At 49.8% G+C, this 18,522-nt stretch carries 19 protein-coding genes; 8 read left to right on the forward strand and 11 right to left on the reverse strand.

The window, feature by feature from the left end; translation table 11 throughout:
* Positions 1-7 precede the first annotated feature (7 nt).
* Entirely contained in the window at positions 8-433 is a 426-nt protein-coding gene (locus tag O4H47_RS11335) for a DUF1801 domain-containing protein (RefSeq protein ID WP_269394090.1), read from the reverse strand.
* 46 nt (positions 434-479) lie between these two features.
* Positions 480-899, reverse strand: a complete 420-nt coding sequence (locus O4H47_RS11340) for a DUF1801 domain-containing protein (protein WP_269394091.1) — start codon at positions 897-899, stop codon at positions 480-482.
* A gap of 80 nt (positions 900-979) precedes the next feature.
* Between O4H47_RS11340 and O4H47_RS11345 the strand changes: the two genes are divergently transcribed.
* The 5 genes from O4H47_RS11345 to O4H47_RS11365 all read left to right on the forward strand — a co-directional run bounded on the left by O4H47_RS11345 (position 980) and on the right by O4H47_RS11365 (position 5,045).
* Positions 980-1,288, forward strand: a complete 309-nt coding sequence (locus O4H47_RS11345; protein WP_269394092.1) for an ArsR/SmtB family transcription factor — start codon at positions 980-982, stop codon at positions 1,286-1,288.
* Between the two features lie 9 nt (positions 1,289-1,297).
* Entirely contained in the window at positions 1,298-2,647 is a 1,350-nt protein-coding gene (locus O4H47_RS11350) for a pyridoxal phosphate-dependent decarboxylase family protein (protein ID WP_269394093.1), read from the forward strand.
* A gap of 69 nt (positions 2,648-2,716) precedes the next feature.
* A complete protein-coding gene (locus O4H47_RS11355; protein WP_269394094.1) occupies positions 2,717-3,646 on the forward strand; it encodes a hypothetical protein in 930 nt (309 codons plus the stop codon).
* Positions 3,647-3,783: 137 nt separating this feature from the next.
* The gene (locus tag O4H47_RS11360) at positions 3,784-4,533 is read left to right on the forward strand and encodes a glycosyltransferase family 2 protein (RefSeq protein ID WP_269394095.1); all 750 of its coding nucleotides are present in this window, start codon (positions 3,784-3,786) and stop codon (positions 4,531-4,533) included.
* Positions 4,534-4,676: 143 nt separating this feature from the next.
* Positions 4,677-5,045 carry a DUF4342 domain-containing protein gene (locus O4H47_RS11365; protein WP_269394096.1) on the forward strand — a complete coding sequence of 123 codons (369 nt, stop codon included), beginning with the start codon at positions 4,677-4,679 and terminating at the stop codon, positions 5,043-5,045.
* Between the two features lie 956 nt (positions 5,046-6,001).
* On the opposite strand, the gene O4H47_RS11370 is transcribed toward O4H47_RS11365, so the two are convergent.
* The 4 genes from O4H47_RS11370 to O4H47_RS11385 form a co-directional block, all read right to left on the reverse strand.
* Entirely contained in the window at positions 6,002-6,289 is a 288-nt protein-coding gene (locus O4H47_RS11370) for a GIY-YIG nuclease family protein (protein WP_269394097.1), read from the reverse strand.
* Positions 6,290-7,205: 916 nt separating this feature from the next.
* Positions 7,206-7,985, reverse strand: coding sequence for a hypothetical protein (locus O4H47_RS11375; protein ID WP_269394098.1), 780 nt, complete (start codon positions 7,983-7,985; stop codon positions 7,206-7,208).
* A gap of 55 nt (positions 7,986-8,040) precedes the next feature.
* Entirely contained in the window at positions 8,041-8,292 is a 252-nt protein-coding gene (locus O4H47_RS11380; protein WP_269394099.1) for an HNH endonuclease signature motif containing protein, read from the reverse strand.
* A gap of 249 nt (positions 8,293-8,541) precedes the next feature.
* On the reverse strand, positions 8,542-12,228 hold the full coding sequence (locus O4H47_RS11385; RefSeq protein WP_269394100.1) for a vitamin B12-dependent ribonucleotide reductase: 3,687 nt from the start codon (positions 12,226-12,228) through the stop codon (positions 8,542-8,544).
* A gap of 738 nt (positions 12,229-12,966) precedes the next feature.
* Between O4H47_RS11385 and O4H47_RS11390 the strand changes: the two genes are divergently transcribed.
* The 3 genes from O4H47_RS11390 (at position 12,967) to O4H47_RS11400 (ending at position 14,548) form a co-directional block, all read left to right on the forward strand.
* Positions 12,967-13,560 carry a response regulator gene (locus tag O4H47_RS11390; RefSeq protein WP_269394101.1) on the forward strand — a complete coding sequence of 198 codons (594 nt, stop codon included), beginning with the start codon at positions 12,967-12,969 and terminating at the stop codon, positions 13,558-13,560.
* A gap of 162 nt (positions 13,561-13,722) precedes the next feature.
* Positions 13,723-14,109: an NADH:ubiquinone oxidoreductase subunit NDUFA12 gene (locus tag O4H47_RS11395; RefSeq protein WP_269394102.1), complete on the forward strand. Its 387-nt coding sequence runs from the start codon at positions 13,723-13,725 to the stop codon at positions 14,107-14,109.
* Entirely contained in the window at positions 14,090-14,548 is a 459-nt protein-coding gene (locus O4H47_RS11400) for a DUF2155 domain-containing protein (RefSeq protein WP_419719618.1), read from the forward strand. Before O4H47_RS11395 ends, O4H47_RS11400 begins: the two co-directional genes overlap by 20 nt.
* Here O4H47_RS11400 and aat read toward each other — a convergent pair.
* From aat to O4H47_RS11425, 5 genes are all read right to left on the reverse strand, one after another.
* Complete coding sequence (gene aat, locus O4H47_RS11405; RefSeq protein ID WP_269394103.1) at positions 14,485-15,174, reverse strand: leucyl/phenylalanyl-tRNA--protein transferase; 690 nt, start codon at positions 15,172-15,174, stop codon at positions 14,485-14,487. The two genes, O4H47_RS11400 and aat, sit on opposite strands and share 64 nt — an antisense overlap.
* 17 nt (positions 15,175-15,191) lie before the next feature.
* A complete protein-coding gene (accC, locus tag O4H47_RS11410) occupies positions 15,192-16,529 on the reverse strand; it encodes an acetyl-CoA carboxylase biotin carboxylase subunit (protein ID WP_269394104.1) in 1,338 nt (445 codons plus the stop codon).
* 11 nt (positions 16,530-16,540) lie between these two features.
* The gene (gene accB, locus O4H47_RS11415; protein ID WP_269394105.1) at positions 16,541-17,035 is read right to left on the reverse strand and encodes an acetyl-CoA carboxylase biotin carboxyl carrier protein; all 495 of its coding nucleotides are present in this window, start codon (positions 17,033-17,035) and stop codon (positions 16,541-16,543) included.
* A 24-nt stretch (positions 17,036-17,059) separates the two neighbouring features.
* Positions 17,060-17,500 carry a type II 3-dehydroquinate dehydratase gene (gene aroQ, locus O4H47_RS11420; protein WP_269394106.1) on the reverse strand — a complete coding sequence of 147 codons (441 nt, stop codon included), beginning with the start codon at positions 17,498-17,500 and terminating at the stop codon, positions 17,060-17,062.
* Between the two features lie 127 nt (positions 17,501-17,627).
* Complete coding sequence (locus tag O4H47_RS11425) at positions 17,628-18,500, reverse strand: DsbA family protein (protein WP_269394107.1); 873 nt, start codon at positions 18,498-18,500, stop codon at positions 17,628-17,630.
* Positions 18,501-18,522: the final 22 nt, after the last annotated feature.

Below are 18,522 nucleotides of genomic sequence, written 5' to 3' on the forward strand. Positions count from 1 at the left end.
TGCGGTCCTATTCCGGGTATTTTTGCGCCATATAGGCGACAGATTTGGTGATGATTTCTTCAAGAGCTGATTCATCGATGTCGCTTAAGCGTTTGATATATAGGCAGCCTTTGCCGTGTTTGTGCTTGCCCATTTTCTCAAGTAGCGTTTCGTATTCTGAAAATCCGGCCATAATGTAGAGGACGATATTGGCCTTACGCGCTGCAAAACCCGAGCGCATGAAATCGCCTTCGCGTCCGCTTTCATATTTATAGTGATAATCGCCAAAGCCAACGATCGAGGTGCCCCACATTTTGGCTGGTGCGCCCACAATGCGTTCCATCATCTCATTGATTTTGAAGCAGTCCGCGCGTTTTTCGTCCCCTTCAATCGTCATAAGGTATTCGTCAACATTTTGTTCTGTTTTTTGGGTTTTGTTTTTGTTCTGTGCCATTCTCGCTTCCCCTTGGATCATCAAACCACGAAATATGCCCAGTTGGCTAGTTTGCCGTTGTTTCTTTGATTTCACTGCGATTGCCAAATCCAGTTACGGCGCGTTTTATAAGGGCTTGCAGAACAGATTCATCAATATCGCTTAATTGCTTGATATATAAACAACCTTTGCCGACCTTGTGCTTTCCCAATTTGGCAAGCAAGGGATCATTTTTTTCTGGGTACCACAAAATATAGAGTGTGATTTGCGTTTTGCGGTTGGCAAAACCTATGCGAAATGTTTCGCCGGAGTGGCCACTTTTGTATTTGTACTTGTAGCTGGAATAACCAATTACGCATGGTCCCCACATCTTTGCTTCCCAGCCAGAAATGGTGGTCATCATGTTGTGGATTTTTATGCAATCATTGCGACGGTTTTCGTCTTCAATGGAAGCGAGAAATGCCTCTGGTGTCATGTAATCTGTCATATGTTTAATCATCACGTAGTTGGCACAATCGTCAAGAATTTCCTTGCATTCAATTAGTCAGTTAGCTTATTGACTAAATCATGGACGAAGAATTTGTATTTATCGCCAACGCTTTGGCGCACGAGAAACGACTTAAAGTCTTGGAGTGGCTAAAGGACCCTGAAAGTAATTTTCCTCCACAAGTGGATGGAGATTTGGTTAGTGACGGGGTCTGCTCGGGCTTTATTGCTGACAAACTTGGTGTCAGTGCTCCCACCGCTTCGGCGCACCTTGGCTTGTTGCGCGATGCGGGGTTGATTTCGTCCAAGCGGATCAAGAAGTGGACGTTTTATAAGCGCAACGAAGAGGCGATTCAGCGAGTTGCTAACCGCGTTGCTAGCGAGCTTTAGGGGAATATTGTGGGTGAGATTGATACCATTCGTGCTGCAAATCAGCGAGCAATCGAATATTTGAATACTGTCGACGAGCGTCGCGTGTTTCCTGATCAGGCCGCGGTTGAGGGTTTGGACGGGTTTAATGAGGCGCTGCCCGATAGCTCTTCCGATCCTATGGAAACACTGGCGTTGCTGAATGATCTGGGCACACCGGCCACTGTGACCAACAATGGTGGGCGTTATTTTGGTTTTGTTATCGGGGCGACTTTGCCAGCTGCAGCTGCTGCTGAGCGATTGGCAAGCGCATGGGACCAGTGTGGGTCGTCGTTTGTCAATTCTCCGGTTGCCGCTAGAATTGAGACTGTGGCGACAAATTGGGTGCTTGATATCCTTGATTTGCCACGTGAGAGCCAGATTGGTTTTGGCACTAGTGCCACCGCTTGCGGCCTGTCGATGTTGGCTGTTGCTAGACGAACTTTGCTCAAGCGTAAGGGCTGGGACATAGATGTTGATGGCCTTGTTGGTGCGCCTGAGGTTAAACTGATGGTGTCTGAAACCATTCACATAACCATCAAGAAAGCGGCCAAGCTGCTGGGTTTTGGCCTGAACCGGCTGCTGATTGCTCCATGCGATGAAGATGGTCGGGTGATCGTTAATCAGATGCCAGAAATCGACGATATGACGATCGTTTGTTTGCAGGCCGGCGAAGTCAATAAAGGTTCGTTTGATCGGTTTTCTGAGATCATACCTGTTGCCCATGCTGCTGGTGCTTGGGTGCATGTTGATGGCGCATTCGGTCTTTGGGCGCGGGCTAGTGAAACGAAGAAACATCTGACGCACGGTGTTGAACTTGCAGACAGTTGGACAACTGACGGGCACAAATGGCTGAACACCCCTTATGATGGGGCGATGGCGATTTGCGGACATGCAGATGAGTTTGCAGCGACCTTGAACTCGGATGCTGTTTATTCGACTACTGAACCTTTTTCGCAAAAGAACCTGGTACTTGAGTTTTCGCGCCGTGCGCGCGGTATCCCCATTTGGGCTGCCCTTCGTTCGTTGGGGCGCCAAGGCGTTGACGAGATGGTTACTCGCCATTGTGCACAAGCAGTGCGGCTGGCCGAAGGCTTGCGCGGCCACGGTGTTACCGTTTTGAATGATGTAGTGATCAATCAAGTGCTTTGTACCCTTGGCAACGAACAGAAGAACGCCGCTCTTATTCAGCGGATCTCCGAAGCGGGAGAGATTTGGTTTGGACCGTCCAAATGGCGTGGTGAAAGTGTGTTTCGGCTTTCTGTTTCTTCTTGGCGGACGACGGACGAGGATATTGAGCGTGCGATTGATGCCATTGGGCGCGCAATTGCTGAACTTTAGCGGTTGATATCGGTCAACACAGATCATTGGTGTTTCCTCTAAACTGACTTCAGTTTGGAGGGTGCGCCCATGGACAATGCGCAAATTATTGCTTGGTTGCTGGAAGGCGACATCGCAGTTCAATATCAAACCAGACGCGATTTGCTCGGTGAAGACCGTTTTGACTTGCGCGACCGAATTGGGAAAGAAGGCTGGGGCAAACAGTTTTTGGAGGCGCGCAATTCATCGGGCGGTTGGGGACAGAGATTTTATCAACCAAAATGGACCTCCAGCCATTATACGCTGCTCGATTTGCGCAATATAGAAATTGCGCCTGATATTCCTCAAATCTGGTCTGACATTTCCCATATTGTCGCTTCTGAAAAATCCCCCGTTGATGGCGGTATTGGGCCGTTTGGGGCGAAGGGGGTCTGCGATGTTTGCGTAAATGGCATGTTTCTTCATTATGCTAGTTATTTCCAATTGCCTGAAGACGATTTGAAATCCATTGTAGATTTTTTGCTGGGTCAGCATATGGCGGATGGCGGTTTTAATTGTCGCTCCAATCGCGGCAAACCACATCATTCGTCTCTGCATACAACCTGCTCGGTGCTAGAAGGGTTCTTGAGCTATTTGAATGCTGGTTACACATATCGCGCTGATGAGGTGCGGGGTGCGATGCGACAGGCAGAAGAATTTATGCTTTTGCATCAATTGTTTATTTCGGACCGCACCGGTTTGTTGATTGAAAAACGTTTTCTAAAACTCTCTTATCCCTATCGTTGGTATTACTCCATCCTGCGCGCGTTGGATTATTTGCAAGCCGCAAAACACCCTTGGGATGATCGGTTGCAGCCCGCCATTGACGTGCTCAAAAAGAAACGTCGCAAAGATGGCCGCTGGAATGTGCAGGCCAAACATCCGGGGCAAACCCACTTTGATATGGAGCGGGCAGGGCAACCCAGCAGATGGGTTACGCTGTTTGCAATGCGGGTATTCAAGCACTTCGGGGTTGAATAATTCTCCAATTTTGGGCATAACCCGCCCGCAGCATCGCTATTTGCGCCCATTATATGTAGTAATTGAGGGACGGGGATAGTTTTGAGCGAAGCGGCGGGGCATTTCATCTGATTGAAATGCCAATTTAAGGAGCTCTCATGCAATTGGCATTTGTTATTCCGGCCTTTAACGAAGAAGGCCTAATCGGACGTTGTCTTGAATCTGTCACCAAGCGGGTGAAGAGTTCGGGCGTTGAATGCGAAATCATCGTGGTCAATAATGCTTCGACGGACCGCACCAAGGAGATCGCCCAGAGTTTTGAGGGCGTAACCGTTGTTGATGAGTTCGACAAGGGCTTGGTTTATGCGCGTCGTGCGGGCTTTAACGCCTCCACCGCTGAGCTTGTGGCTAACCTTGATGCAGACACCGAATTGCCAGACGGTTGGATTGAAACCGTCATGTCCACATTTGAGAAACGACCTGAGCTTGTTGGTCTAAGCGGTCCTTATATCTATTATGACCTTTCGCTTTGGAACCAAATGCTGGTGCGGTTCTTTTATTACATTTCCTTTGCGGTTTATTTACTCAATCGCTTTGTGCTTAAAGTTGGCTCGATGATCCAGGGTGGAAACTTTGTGATCCGCCGTTCGGCTTGGCTTAAGGCTGGCGGTTATGACACCTCAATTTCCTTTTATGGCGAAGACACAGACATCGCTGTGCGGCTTTCAAAGGTTGGTCCGGTCAAATGGACCTTTAAGTTGCCTATGCGCACCTCTGGCCGGCGCTTGACCGAAGAGGGTGTGTTTCAGACCGCTGGGGTTTATGTTTTGAACTTTTTCTGGGTGACATTCCGCGGCAAACCGGCAACCAAGACCTATACAGACATTCGCCCCGGCGACAAAAGCTAAGCAAAATCAACTGAATTTGCCCCACTAGGGCACAGATTGAGGCATTTCAAGGCGCAGCGGCGGCAATTATTTGCCCCGTTGCGCCTTGTTCTTTGCGCGCTAATGCCCACATTTGGCGTACAATGCAGCAAAGGAGACCTATGATGGTTGATGAAAAGCGCAAAAATTCCGAGGAGCCAAAGGGCGGCTGGGAAAGCTTCACCGAAGAGATTGAGGTGGCGGGCAGCAAGCTTGTTGAAGAAATCACCAAACTGGTTTCTGAAGGCAATGTGCGCAAGCTACGCATCCGTTCGGCCAATGATGATTTGGTGATTGAAGTGCCACTGACCGGCAGCGTGGTTGTTGGCGGCGTGGTGATGCTCGCAGCGCCGTGGCTTGCCATTCTTGGGGGCCTTGCTGGCGTGCTTGCTAAGGTAAAAATTGAAGTCATTCGAGACCCCAACAAAGCGGCGGGCGATGACGATGCAGAAGATGCGCCTAAAAAGAAAAAGAAGAAGAAGGCAAAGTCTTAACTTTTGCTGGCCTAGCATGAATTCAACTTAGATGACCTCCCAAACAATTGCCCCGGTTTTTACCGGGGCTTTTTTTATGGGAGTTTTGACCTCACTACGTGCGGGGCTTTTTTTGCCGCCGTCGCGAACTTTGTTCGCTTCCCCGGCACCTCCGCCATTGTGTTTTCCCATGCAGGCGGCACGCCAACAGATTGGCTGTCCCGGATTTGATCCGGGACCCAACTTCCAAACCAAAGCACGAAAAATCGTCCGACGCGCAGAAGCGCTCGGGGTGCGAAATGTGTTGCGGTAGCACGAGGCATTTATGGTCTCGTCTTATGGTATAGAATCTAAATGAGACGATAAATGCCTCGTGCAATTGAGTTTTGTCGCGATTCACTTGTTGCCCCGGAGTGCTAAACCCTTCTATCTCCTTTTCCTGCGATCCATCAAAACTGCTTTGATCTCTTGCGATCACTTGATGATTGCCTTGCGGCAAAGACGGAAAACAACCCCCGCCAATCGACTTACAGCTGCCCTCGGTGTCGGGCTGGACAATAAATGCGTTGCGTAGCCAATGGCGTCCCCTTTGGCCTCAACCTCTTCTTTTTTGAGCCGCGGTTGGCGCGCTAGCATGCGCCAATCATGGGTAGCTCAATTACTCCACCATCCGTCGTTGGCCGCTGGAGCGAAGATGGGGTGATTATGCGGCAAGTGGGTGAGGCGGGGATAATTTTTTTTGGTTTTGAGCTGAAATGGCCCCGCATCGAGTGCGGGGCGGTGCGAGTGGTAAGATTTGCTTTGCACATTGGACGCTTGCAGATGATTGGTGCTGCTTGCCCAGCCCAACCACACGCTCGTCATGCTCGGGCTTGACCCGAGTATCCATGTCGCCTCACTGATTTCGCATGAGTTTGCCTATAACTGCTGTTTATCTAAACGCGGTCATCCCAGCGAAGGCTGGGATCCAGGCAGGACTATCGGCAAATCTCATCGTAGAGATCGTTCCACATCGGATTGTTTTTCTCAATCAATCTGATGCGCCATAGTCGCTTCCAGCTTTTTATCTGCTTTTCGCGGTTCATGGCCGCGTCTATCTGATCGAATGGTTCAAAGTACACCAACAGTTTGATCTCATGTTTCTTCGTGAAACCGTCGACCAAGCTTTCTTTGTGTTCCCAGACCCGGCGAACGAGATTATTGGTCACCCCGACATAGAGAGTTCCATTCTTTTTGCTGGCAAGTATGTAAACGAAGGCAGGCATAGGCCGGAGTTTGGTTGGTTTGTTTCGGACCGTCAAATCACTTCAAGTTTCGGTTTGTGCTGGGCCGTTCCACAACACTCTGTCGTCACCCCGGTTTTAGTCTGGCGTCTAGGCGGGATTATCCGCGGGCATTTGTGCTTTTCGTTTGCTCCGGCCTGGATCCCTGCCTGCGCAGGGATGACGGGTGGGGGAGGTTGAGATGCTGGTGGATAACTTGACTTTACAGTGTTTGGACGAATTGGAGTGTTTTGCTGCGTTGTCCATCCGAATTGCCAGGGTTTTTCTACCTTTGCTGTGAGGGGAGCGCCTCTCGCATGCAGCAGATTATCAAATCAATTGTGTTTTCGCTGCCTAAGTGCCCCGCACTCCCTTATGCACCGTCCCGGACTTGATCCGGGACCTCCCTTTGACCCCGCATCGAGTGCGGGGCGGTGCGGGTGGAAAGTTTTGCTTTGCACATTGGACGCTTGCAGATGATTGGCATTGCTTGCTCAACCTCACAACACCCTCGTCATGCTCGGGGATCCATGCAGCGCCACGAACTCCTCATCCTGAGCCTGTCGAAGGATAGGGAAACTGTTGTGATATATGTGCATTCAGTAACCGCTACCTAAGCGCCCCGCACGCCCGTCATCCCTTTTCGCACCGTCCCGGACTTGATCCGGGACCTCCCTTTGACCCCGCATCGAGTGCGGGGCGGTGCTGTTGGAAAGTTTTGCCTTCCACATTGGACGCTTGCAGATGATTGGTGCTGCTTGCCCACCCCAACCACACCCTCGTCATACTCGGGCTTGACCCGAGTATCCATGCAGCGCCACGAATTCCTCAACCTGAGCTTGTCGAAGGATGGGTCGTTGTCGATGGCGTTTGCAATTTGTGTTGGCGCCTTTTCCTCTTAGCTCGCCCTTCGACAGGCTCAGGGTGAGGGATCTTTTTGCTGCTCAACTGTATTTACGGATACTTGGAGTTCTTCACGAATTTCGTCGAGTAGAGTGTTGTATGAATTTTCAAACCTGTCGAGTAATTTCACCATCTCGTTGACTACCGCTCTGTATCGTTCATCAAATTCGGGGGACCAATTCCGGCTCCGATCAAGATTTAGATTTGGTTCTAGTGCAAAGTATCTGTCTTCAGAACTATCTGCGTTTCCATGTGGGAAGAATCTCATTCCTCGAAACTCGTTTAACAGGTTTAAGCTCTCTCCAGCTTCGGCGCGCGCTTTTTCCAAAGTTAGGGATGAGAATTTTCGTCTTTTGTCCAAAAGACTCACGCAGAGATCGTACATGAAATAGCTTTCAGTAGAGAAAATCGCATGGTCCCGTTCCATGCGGATTAGAAAATTCATGAACTCCGGCTGGACTGATTTTTTAACCAAATCTATCGCAACAATTTTATCATGATCTCTCTTCGCAGCCTTGATGTCATGTGTGTTTTTTCGATCCGTTTGAAAACAAACGTAAAAAAATGCGAGGCTAACGACGAAAATTGCCAGTCCAATAAGGGGGTGAGGCGGGGCTCCGATCCCTACGTCATATTTAGATGCAGCACCTAAGAGTATCTGCCACCAAATCGGCGTTGTTAGGATCGCAACGCTAGTTGCAATTCCTAAGCCTGTTACACGTACATACGGCGCTTTACGGACAAGCTTATAGAACCATTCAAAGTTCTCTTTATTTAACCAAGCCGGTATTTTCATTCCGATCCCTCAAAAATCAAAACCCCGGTCGATTTTGGGCCGACCGGGGCAACTATTAACCAATAAACCGATTGCTTTTTTGTCTATTGGCTCGCCAGTGTAATGGCTGGAGGTTTGGAATTTCATCTCCTCCGCCGAGGGAGCTTGGCGTTATATGGTCATACTCCCAACCATGCTCAGTCGTTAGACCATAATTCGCATATTTAATCACATTGCCAAACTTGTCCCATCGCCAAATATTTGGATCATAATTGGGTATTGGTTGGGCCTTGCGCCAAATAGCCTGTCTGTTTTGTTGATCAAACATTTTTATATCCTTGTCGATCATTTGAATGACTTGGCGTGTCGACAAACAGGAGATTTTGCGATTTAATCGGAATCGCAAAAAGGGGAGATTACCTATTTGCCCCGCGCCGCCAAATCGGTTGATGCGCGGTTCCAAAACCGGAGTGACAGCTCCGGTTTTGGTGTATTTAGAACCAGCGAATATTCAGTTCATGATTTGTACTTCCTAAAAATTTTAGCCCGGACATTTCTGCCCGGGCTTCGTTATTTCCTAGCTACAACCCGTAGTGCTTCCACAAGTGTCACATTTCAAACACGTGCCATTACGCACAAGCGTGAAGTTTGCGCACTCGGGGCAGCTTTCGCCTTCGTAGCCTTTCATCCGCGCTTGGGCGCGTTGGATGTTGGTGTCTGCTAACGGGGCAGAGCCGGGGGCGACGGTGGGTTCAGCTTTTAGGGCTGTTTGGCCAGAGGTGTGCAACATGGTTGCAGCACTGGTTTGCATGGCTTGAACCGGGTTGCCAGTAGAGGCCGTTGGTTCAGAGGAGACAAGCATCAGGTTTTTGTCTTTCACGCGGCCGCGGGTTAGGCCTTTGGACACATATTGGGATGCGCCAACTGGTTTTGGGCCGTTGCCTGAAGTTTGGTCTTGGGCAGCGTTGGGGGACAAAGAGGTGGTGCTCATATTGTCTGGGGTTACGTGGGCCAAATCATCGCGATCAAGATATGAGATCGCCAATTCGCGGAACACATAATCAAGAATAGATGTTGCGGATTTAATTGCTTCGTTGCCTTGCACCATGCCCGCAGGCTCAAACTTAGTGAAAGTGAACGCATCCACATATTCTTCCAGCGGCACGCCATATTGAAGGCCAAGAGAAATGGCGATGGCGAAGTTGTTCATCATGGCGCGGAAGGCGGCGCCTTCTTTGTGCATATCGATGAAGATTTCGCCAATGCGGCCATCGTCATATTCGCCGGTGCGCAAGAAGATGGTGTGACCACCCACGCGGGATTTTTGCGTGTAGCCTTTGCGGCGGTCGGGCATTTTTTCCCGGTCGCGAACCCGCTCAACAATGCGTTCAACAATCCGCTCTGAAACGGCAGCAGTGCGGTCCACTGGGGCTTTGGCAACCAAATCTTCTGCCGCGTCAATGGCGTCATCTTCATCGTCGGCCAAAAGTTGGGAGTTGAGTGGCTGAGAGAGCTTTGAGCCATCGCGATAAAGTGCATTGGCTTTAAGCGCGAGTTTCCAAGACAGCATGTAGCTTTCTTTACACTCTTCAACCGTTGCATCGTTTGGCATGTTGATGGTTTTAGAAATCGCACCAGAGATGAACGGTTGCGCGGCGGCCATCATGCGGATGTGACTTTCAACGCTTAAGAAGCGCTTGCCGATCCGACCACAAGGGTTGGCGCAATCGAACACATTATAGTGCTCTTCTTTCAGGTGAGGTGCTTTTTCAAGCGTCATCGCCCCACAAACGTGGATGTTGGCGGCGTCGATTTCTTGTTTGGTGAAGCCAATAGCTGCCAACAAATCAAAGTTCATGTCGTCTAATTGTTCGTCAGACAAACCAAGCGTATCGCGGCAGAAGTCTTCGCCAAGGCTCCATTTGTTGAAGGCGAATTTAATATCAAATGCGCTTTCAAGTCCTGAATTGATGGCTTCAACTTTCTCGTCGGTGAAGCCTTTGGCTTTCAGCGTTGTTGGGTTGATGCCCGGTGCTTGGTTCAAGTTACCGTGGCCAACTGCATAGACTTCAATCTCTGCGATTTGGTCTTCTGCATAGCCAAGGGTGCGCAAAGCTTCAGGCACTGCGCGGTTGATGATTTTAAAGTAACCGCCGCCGGCAAGTTTTTTGAACTTCACAAGCGCAAAGTCAGGCTCAATGCCAGTGGTGTCACAATCCATCACCAAGCCAATGGTGCCGGTTGGGGCAATCACAGACACTTGGGCGTTACGGAAACCGTGCTTTTCGCCGAGTTTAAGGGCTTTGTCCCATGCCTTTTTGGCATGATCCACCAGCCGCGTATCGGGGCAATTGGCATGGTCAAGCGGCACAGGATTGATGGAAAGCGCTTCGTAGCCTTCTGACTTGCCGTGTGCGGCGGTGCGGTGATTGCGGATCACGCGCAGCATATCTTGCTCATTTGGCTTATAGCTTGGGAACGGGCCTAACTCTTTGGCCATTTCAGCAGAAGTTGCATAAGACACGCCGGTTAGGATTGCTGTGATGGCACCGCCAATGGCGCGGCCTTCATCTGAATCATAGCCAATGCCGTTGGTCATCAATAGGCCGCCGATATTGGCATACCCAAGACCCAAGGTGCGGAACTCAAATGAGCGTTCTGCAATGGCTTTTGATGGGAATTGCGCCATCATCACTGAAACTTCAAGCACCATGGTCCACAAGCGAACAGAATGCTCAAAATCTTCGATCAGGAAGTCGCCGTTTTTTGCGCGATACTGCAACAGGTTCAAAGAGGCGAGGTTACACGCGGTATCGTCCAAGAACATATATTCTGAACATGGGTTCGATGCGCGGATATCGCCTGATGATTTGCAGGTGTGCCAATCGTTGATGGTGGTATGGTATTGGATGCCCGGATCGGCACATGCCCAAGCGGCATAGCCAACACTGTCCCAAAGGTCGCGGGCTTTTAGCGTTTTGGTGGTTTTGCCTGAAATGCGGCCAACCAAGTCCCAATCGGTGTCTTGTTCAACAGCTTCTAGGAAGCCATCTGTCACGCGGATAGAGTTGTTGGAGTTTTGGCCCGCAACGGTCAGGTAAGCTTCGCTATCCCAATCCGTATCGTAAACAGGGAACTCAAGGTCTGTGTAACCTTGTTCAGCGAACTGGATGACGCGCTGAATGTAGTTTTCTGGCACCAAGGCTTTTTTCGCCGCGCGGACTTCACGCTTAAGGGCAGGGTTTTTAAGCACATCAAAGCAATCATTGCCTTGGCCTTCGCAATTCACGCAGGCCTTCATGATGGCTTTCATATGTTTGGAAACTGTTTTGGACCCGGTGACGAGGGCGGCTACTTTTTGCTCCTCCTTCACCTTCCAATTGATATATTCTTCAATATCTGGGTGATCAATGTCGACCACAACCATTTTGGCGGCGCGGCGGGTTGTGCCGCCAGATTTGATGGCGCCTGCAGCGCGGTCACCGATTTTAAGGAATGACATCAAGCCGGAAGACTTGCCGCCACCCGAAAGGCTTTCGCCAGAGCCGCGAAGGGCAGAGAAGTTTGAACCGGTGCCCGAACCATATTTGAACAAACGTGCTTCGCGTACCCAAAGGTCCATAATGCCGCCGTCGCCAACCAAATCATCGTCTACTGACTGAATGAAACAGGCATGTGGCTGGGGGTGCTCATAGGCGGAGTTTGAGCGCACAAGCTCGTGGGTGAAGGGGTCAACATAGTGGTGGCCTTGGCCAGGTCCATCAATGCCATAAGCCCAATGTAGGCCAGTGTTAAACCACTGAGGGGAATTGGGCGCACATTTTTGAGTGGCGAGCATATAGCAAAGTTCGTCAAAGAAAGCGCGGGCGTCTTCTTCTTTGTTGAAGTAGCCGCCTTTCCAACCCCAATAGGTCCAAGTACCAGCCAAGCGGTCAAACACTTGGCGGCTATCAATTTCGGAGCCGAATTGTTGGTCTTCTGGCAGTTTATCGAGGGCTTTTTCGTCAGGGACAGAGCGCCAAAGCCAAGACGGAACGGTGTTTTCTTCAACTTTTTTCAGCGCGGTTGCAACACCAGCTTTTCTAAAGTATTTTTGCGCAATTATGTCAGCTGCGACCTGCGACCAGCTTTCTGGCACGTCAATATTTTCAAGCCGAAACACAACAGAACCATCGGGGTTCTTAATCTCACTTGTTGCCTTGCGAAATGTAATTCCCGCGTAAGGAGATTGATTTGGCTTGGTGTAACGCCGCTCTATGCGCATCTTTAGTCCCCGCTGTAATTGGACGCACATATGGCGCCCGTTGAACCACTATGGTCCTTCGATTTTCTGTTCGACTTTGCCCGTTAGGCGCAAGAAATGAGGCTTTCTTGCACAGCCTATGTGCCCCGTTAATTTTATCTTGGAGCCCAACATTAATTGCTGGTTTAATTCCCCAAAATACGCGCGTTTTGAACTCTTGCGGCTGCCATTTGCCCAAATTTCCTACTTAAGTAGATCAACGTATCCAAACTGGATTCGCATCTTGGGCCGAACAAACAACATCCCGACCCTTCGATAAAATGAAGGGTTCTAATACGCGGTTTGCTATGTCGGTGCATTTACTCAATTCGCAACGACAGAGCCTACTGATTTCCGAAATATCGTCAACTACAATCATTTTCAGTTTTCACAATCCCTAGTGCCAATTTCCTCGATTATGACCATATCTGGTATATTTGGTGTGAACAATGGGGATAAAGTGAACAGTGTGATTCGGTGGCAATATGGGGCAGGTCCGGCAATAAGTACCGGGTGGGTCGCCATGAGAATCACATCTAACAACGGCTATATGTTCCCGAAATATCGACAGTTTGCGCCCAGGATTGAACAAATGGTCAAAGAAGACGTTAACCAATTGGGGTCCGTGAAAGTGCCATTGGTGACCGTGCCAACTTTTATTGGAATGCTGTCAAGCGCATTATTTAGTGAGTATATTGTATTGCGTTTAGGTTGTTTTCTATGGGTGTTCATGTTCCGCACAGCCCCGAAGATATTAAGGGGCCCTCCGTTGTTGTGATTGAGACTGCACGACACATGCAAGTTCTATATAGATCAATGCTCTCCGGCGCCGCGACGCGCGCTTTGCGGATATATAACAACCCCAAAGACGCCATACCCGCGATTCTCTCTGATCCACCAGATGTATTGTTGGTCGATTGGGAGGCAGATGGTTTGTCCGGCGACCGATTCTTAAAACAGTTTCGCTCCCGTCAGCTGTATCCGGTGTGCTTATTGCCCGTAATTATGGTGATGTCACAGGTGCGCCAGAGGGCTTTTGAACAAGCAATCAAACTGGGTGCCCATGCCGTGCTTGCCAAACCCATTTCGACCACGCGCTTGTTTGAGTACATTGCTTGGGTCTCCGCGGAGCACCAGAAAATGCAGCTGGTTGGTGACAAGTATGTTGTTGGAAATTTGGTCGACCGGCTCGACAACAAACAGCTTAGAGCTGGTGGGTTCGAATCAAATGGATTTGAACAAGACGAGCAAATGGCGCAAGTGGAATCAATTCAATCTGATGTCGACAGAATTCTGAAGTCGTCATTTTATTGACCTGAGCACAACAGATATAAGGTGAGGGCGCATAAACGGACAATTTGGCACGGTTTTTGTCTGCTATATGTCTGGCTCTTGCCCAAAAGAGATGTTAAACGCTTTCAAGAGAAGAATTGGGCCAATGTGGTTCATTTGGACGTATTTGATCTTGGAGCTGAAATGAAGCAGCTATTCGCAGAAATATTTATTTGGTGGCATGGCCAGACAATGGGCACGCGTTTGTTCACGGCATTGAACGGCAAATTCGTCGGTGAAGATGAAGCGGGCAACAAGTATTGGGTTTCCAAGAAAGACCCAAAGCGTCGCTGGGTAACGTTTAATGGTCCAGTTGAAGCGTCTGCAATTCAAGCGGGATGGCATGGCTGGATGCATGGTCGCACAGACGTGCCGCCAACCGAGCAAAACTATCAGCCAAAAGCTTGGGAAAAACCTCACCACGAGAATTTGACGGGCACTGCATCGGCATATCGGCCGAAGGGCAGCATGTTGGTTGAAGGCGAGCGCCCAAATGTGACAGGCGACTACGATGCCTGGTCTCCAGAATAGTCATGTATTGATGGTGTTTTACCGCCTCTTGATTGGGCGCACTTGCGCCTTTGTTTGGCTCGTCGTTTTGGCGGGCCTGCTTTTCGTTGCGCCTGCAAAGGCTGAGCCGGTTTCTAACCCTGTTGCTGTGTTTGCCGGATTAGACAAAATCACAGGCCGCATCATTAATTTCGACGTATATATTGATGAAACGGTGCAATTTGGTGCGTTGCAGATGACACCAAGGGCCTGCCACACCCGACCACCCAATGAAACGCAGCGCACGACAGTTTTTGTTGAAGTTGATCAAGTGTCACTCAAACAAACCTTGAGCCGCATCTTTACAGGTTGGATGTTTGCCGAAAGCCCTGCGTTGAATGCAATTGATAATGCCGTTTATGATATTTGGCTGGTTGATTGCAAGCAAAACTCAGATGTGCCGCCGCCATCAAGCCGATAGAAATCCCCGTCTAGCTGCAGTGCTTGACTGAGTTTAGCGTGATATTGCGCGCGCGGTATTTCGACCGCGCCCATCGAGCGCAGGTGATCAGTTATGAACTGGGTATCCAATAGCTGAAAGCCGCCAACAACTAGGCGATCAACCAGATGGGCTAGGGCGATCTTTGAGGCGTCCCGCACTTTATGGAACATGCTTTCACCAAAGAAAGCACCACCTAGAGAAATGCCGTAAAGGCCGCCAACCAGATTGCCTTGGCTCCACACCTCCACCGTATGGCAGTGACCGGCCCTGAAAAGCGCATGGTACAGGTCTATAATCTCATCGTTTATCCAGGTTTCTTGACTGTCAGGCCGTTCTGCTGCGCAGGCGGAAATGACAGACAAGAAATTGGTGTCCACACGTACTTCGAACGCTTCTTGGCGCATTTTTTTCTTTAAGCTTCTGGAAATATGGAACCCATCAAGGGGGAGTATCCCGCGCTCATCGGGGTCAACCCAAAACAGATCGTTTGAGTTGGCGCTTTCTGCCATGGGAAAGATGCCATGTGCATAGGCACTAAGCAGCATTTCAGGGGTGAGTTTGAGCGCGTAAGGGTCGTTTGGTTCCATAATTAAAAACAGGGCCATTGCGGCCCTGTATATCTTTACTTCGCGAGATATTTTTCCAACCAGTGAATATCGTAGTTACCGGCAATAACATCAGGTTCTTTGATGAGCTTTCTGAACAATGGCAGAGTTGTTTTGACACCATCAACCACAAATTCGTCCAAAGCTCGGTTGAGACGCTGCAGGCATTCTGGTCGCGTACGGCCATGAACGATGAGCTTGCCAATCAAACTGTCGTAATAGGGTGGAATTTTGTAGCCTTGATAAACACCAGAATCGACCCGAACGCCCACACCACCAGCTGGGTGGTAGTATGAAATTGTACCCGGTGATGGTGCAAAGGTTTCTGGATCTTCAGCGTTAATGCGCACTTCGATCGCGTGCCCCCAAAACTGCACTTCCTCTTGCTTGACCGTCATTTCCATGCCTGCCGCAATGCGGATTTGTTCGTAAACAATGTCCACGTTGGTAATGCGTTCGGTTACGGGGTGCTCAACCTGCAAACGCGTATTCATTTCAATGAAATAGAACTCGCCGTCTTCATAGAGAAATTCAATTGTGCCCGCGCCAGAATATTTCATTTCTGCCACAGCATTCGCGCAAATCATGCCGATTCTGTCACGTTGCTCGGCTGTGATGGTTGGAGCGCATGCTTCTTCCCAAACCTTTTGGTGGCGACGTTGCAGCGAACAATCGCGTTCGCCCAAGTGCACTGCACGGCCTTTGCCGTCACCCAAAACCTGAATCTCAATGTGACGTGGTTTGCCGAGATATTTCTCGATATATACCGCATCATCACCAAAAGCTGCTTTTGCTTCTGTGCGGGCTGTTGAAAGGGCAACGCCAATTTCTTGTTCGTTTTTGGCCACTTTCATGCCGCGACCACCGCCACCAGAGGCTGCTTTGATGATCACTGGATAGCCGATTTCTTTGGCGATGCGTTTGGCTTCAGCGTCTTCTGTTACGCCACCTTCCGAGCCGGGCACAACAGGAATGCCAAGGGCTTTAGCGGTGCGCTTCGCTTCGATCTTGTCGCCCATAATGTCGATATGGTGCGCTGAAGGGCCGATGAACGCGATATTATGCTCAGCAAGAATTTGCGAGAACCGTGCGTTTTCCGACAAAAAGCCGTAACCCGGGTGAACGGCGTCTGCGCCGGTGATCTCACATGCCGCCATGATGGAGGGAATGTTGAGATAGCTGTCTTTTGCAGGGGCGGGGCCAATGCACACGCTTTCGTCTGCAAGGCGCACATGCATGGCATCTGCGTCTGCTGTCGAGTGTACAGCAACGGTTTGAATGCCCATTTCTTTACAGGCACGCAAAATCCGCAATGCAATTTCGCCGCGGTTGGCAATTAGGACTTTGGAGAACATGTTTGTTTCTCCTATTCAATCACAACAAGTGGTTCACCGAATTCGACAGGCTGGGCGTCTTCCACAAGAATACGTGTCACCGTGCCAGCTTTGTGAGCTGGGATTTGGTTCATTGTTTTCATGGCTTCAATGATCAAAACGGTCTGACCTTCAGTCACTTTCGCGCCGACTTGAACAAAGTCTGCTGCGCCCGGCTCTGGTGCCATATAGGCAGTGCCAACCATTGGTGAAGTAAGCGTGCCTGGGTGAGAACCCAAGTCTTCGGGGGCAGGTGCGGCCACTGCTACTGGTGCTGCTGGAGCAGCTGCCTGTGCTGGGGCAGGTGCTGCCATTTGCGGAGCGTAGCCCATTTGAGCTGGCATGTGGACAACTTCTTGAGGGTATGAACGCGTAACACGAACGCGGAAGTCGTCTTTTTCGATTTCAACTTCAGCAAGATCTTGCTCATTCAGCAATTCTGCAATCGTCCGGATAAGATCGCGGTCAATTTGTGAACCTTTAGTCATCTAGGTTGCTTCTCCGATTGATAATTACGCTGGGATCTGTGTCGCCAGTGCCCCAATTGCGAGGATATATCCAGTTGGGCCCAAACCGCAAATGGTTCCGGTGGCAACTGGGGATACAAATGATTTATGGCGGAACTCTTCACGCGCATAAATGTTAGAAAGATGCACTTCTATTGTGGGGATATTGATGGCGCGGATCGCGTCATGAATGGCCACCGAAGTATGCGTATATGCAGCTGGGTTGATGATAAGTCCATCACACGCAGCGCCTGCTTCTTGGATAAGCGTTACAAGCTCACCTTCAGAATTGGTTTGTAGGAACTCAAGGCCAAAGTCGAACCGGGCGCATTCGTCTGCGCACGCGGCTTCAATTTCAGCTAGGCCGATATTGCCATAAATGTCGCCTTCACGGTTCCCCAACAAGTTGAGATTTGGTCCGTTCAGAATTGCGATTTTTTTGGTCATCAACGCCTCTACTTATGCCGTTCGCCACAAAAGTGTGATGTGACTATACGAAATTGGGCGAAAAGGCAAAGGGTTGCAAGACAATCCTTTGCTCTTTTTGACAGTTTATAGATAAAATGGGCTGATTTTATAGATTACACGTCGCTTTGCCGCATTCGCGCATGTTTTTCACCTTTTCCCGCATCTCAGCGATGCCGACTGCGCCGCGTAGGATTTCATCACCAATGATGAAATTTGGTGTTGAAGAAATGCCCAAAGAATCTGCGATTTGGTAATTGCGCCCAATTGTATCGGTGACTGTTTTGTCGCCCATTTGCAATTCCAGCTCAATCGGGTTCATGCCCAGTGCTTCAGCTGCTTTTAGTGCTGTGGCCTTGTCGATTTGACCGCGTGAGGCAAAGACTTGCTGATGGAAATCCATATAGCTGACGTCTTTGTCGCGCGCCACCAATACAGCTATCCGCGCCGCGTCTACAGAGCCTTGGCTTAGAATTGGGAACTCTTTTAGGATGAGGCGAACATTTTTGTCTTCTTCCAGCAACTCAATCACGTCGGCAAGTGCCTGGCGACAGAAACCACAATTATAGTCAAAGAACTCAACCAGGGTGACATCACCTTCTGGATTGCCCAAAACTACGTGATCCGGATCATCGTAGATCGCGCCGTGCAAGGTGGACAACGCCGCTTTGGCTTGTTCATTCTGCTCGCGTTCTGTTTCTTGCTGCAATGCGATTGACATGCGCTGCAAAATTGACGGATTGGCAATCAGGTAGTTTTCGATAACGGGGCCAAGTTGAGAGGTATCCACGGGGGTGCTTTGGCCCTGAGTTTTTGTTGTTTGCAGTGAGCCGATCTTTTGTTCGATAGCGTCATCGATTAACTGCTGAATTTCTGAGGTCGAAAGCTGGGGCTGCTGCTGTGTGATGGAAACCGCTGCGAAGAGAATGGCGGCAGCGAGCAACAGGGCGCCGGTAATGAAGTAAATGGTACGAGCTTGCATTTTAAATCTTTCGAATCAGAAT

This window comes from Maritalea porphyrae, from assembly GCF_027213965.1.
Lineage (GTDB): Bacteria > Pseudomonadota > Alphaproteobacteria > Rhizobiales > Devosiaceae > Maritalea > Maritalea porphyrae_A.

Bases quoted from the DNA above. Each gene is read 5' to 3' on its own strand.
- O4H47_RS11340 (WP_269394091.1), bottom strand. From the start codon at position 899: ATGACAGATTACATGACACCAGAGGCATTTCTCGCTTCCATTGAAGAC.
- O4H47_RS11380 (WP_269394099.1), bottom strand. From the start codon at position 8,292: ATGTTTGATCAACAAAACAGACAGGCTATTTGGCGCAAGGCCCAACCA.
- O4H47_RS11375 (WP_269394098.1), bottom strand. From the start codon at position 7,985: ATGAAAATACCGGCTTGGTTAAATAAAGAGAACTTTGAATGGTTCTAT.
- accB (WP_269394105.1), bottom strand. From the start codon at position 17,035: ATGACTAAAGGTTCACAAATTGACCGCGATCTTATCCGGACGATTGCA.
- O4H47_RS11355 (WP_269394094.1), top strand. From the start codon at position 2,717: ATGGACAATGCGCAAATTATTGCTTGGTTGCTGGAAGGCGACATCGCA.
- O4H47_RS11365 (WP_269394096.1), top strand. From the start codon at position 4,677: ATGGTTGATGAAAAGCGCAAAAATTCCGAGGAGCCAAAGGGCGGCTGG.
- O4H47_RS11400 (WP_419719618.1), top strand. From the start codon at position 14,090: ATGCCTGGTCTCCAGAATAGTCATGTATTGATGGTGTTTTACCGCCTC.
- accC (WP_269394104.1), bottom strand. From the start codon at position 16,529: ATGTTCTCCAAAGTCCTAATTGCCAACCGCGGCGAAATTGCATTGCGG.
- O4H47_RS11345 (WP_269394092.1), top strand. From the start codon at position 980: ATGGACGAAGAATTTGTATTTATCGCCAACGCTTTGGCGCACGAGAAA.
- aroQ (WP_269394106.1), bottom strand. From the start codon at position 17,500: ATGACCAAAAAAATCGCAATTCTGAACGGACCAAATCTCAACTTGTTG.
- O4H47_RS11370 (WP_269394097.1), bottom strand. From the start codon at position 6,289: ATGCCTGCCTTCGTTTACATACTTGCCAGCAAAAAGAATGGAACTCTC.
- O4H47_RS11385 (WP_269394100.1), bottom strand. From the start codon at position 12,228: ATGCGCATAGAGCGGCGTTACACCAAGCCAAATCAATCTCCTTACGCG.
- aat (WP_269394103.1), bottom strand. From the start codon at position 15,174: ATGGCCCTGTTTTTAATTATGGAACCAAACGACCCTTACGCGCTCAAA.
- O4H47_RS11335 (WP_269394090.1), bottom strand. From the start codon at position 433: ATGGCACAGAACAAAAACAAAACCCAAAAAACAGAACAAAATGTTGAC.
- O4H47_RS11360 (WP_269394095.1), top strand. From the start codon at position 3,784: ATGCAATTGGCATTTGTTATTCCGGCCTTTAACGAAGAAGGCCTAATC.
- O4H47_RS11395 (WP_269394102.1), top strand. From the start codon at position 13,723: ATGAAGCAGCTATTCGCAGAAATATTTATTTGGTGGCATGGCCAGACA.
- O4H47_RS11390 (WP_269394101.1), top strand. From the start codon at position 12,967: ATGGGTGTTCATGTTCCGCACAGCCCCGAAGATATTAAGGGGCCCTCC.
- O4H47_RS11425 (WP_269394107.1), bottom strand. From the start codon at position 18,500: ATGCAAGCTCGTACCATTTACTTCATTACCGGCGCCCTGTTGCTCGCT.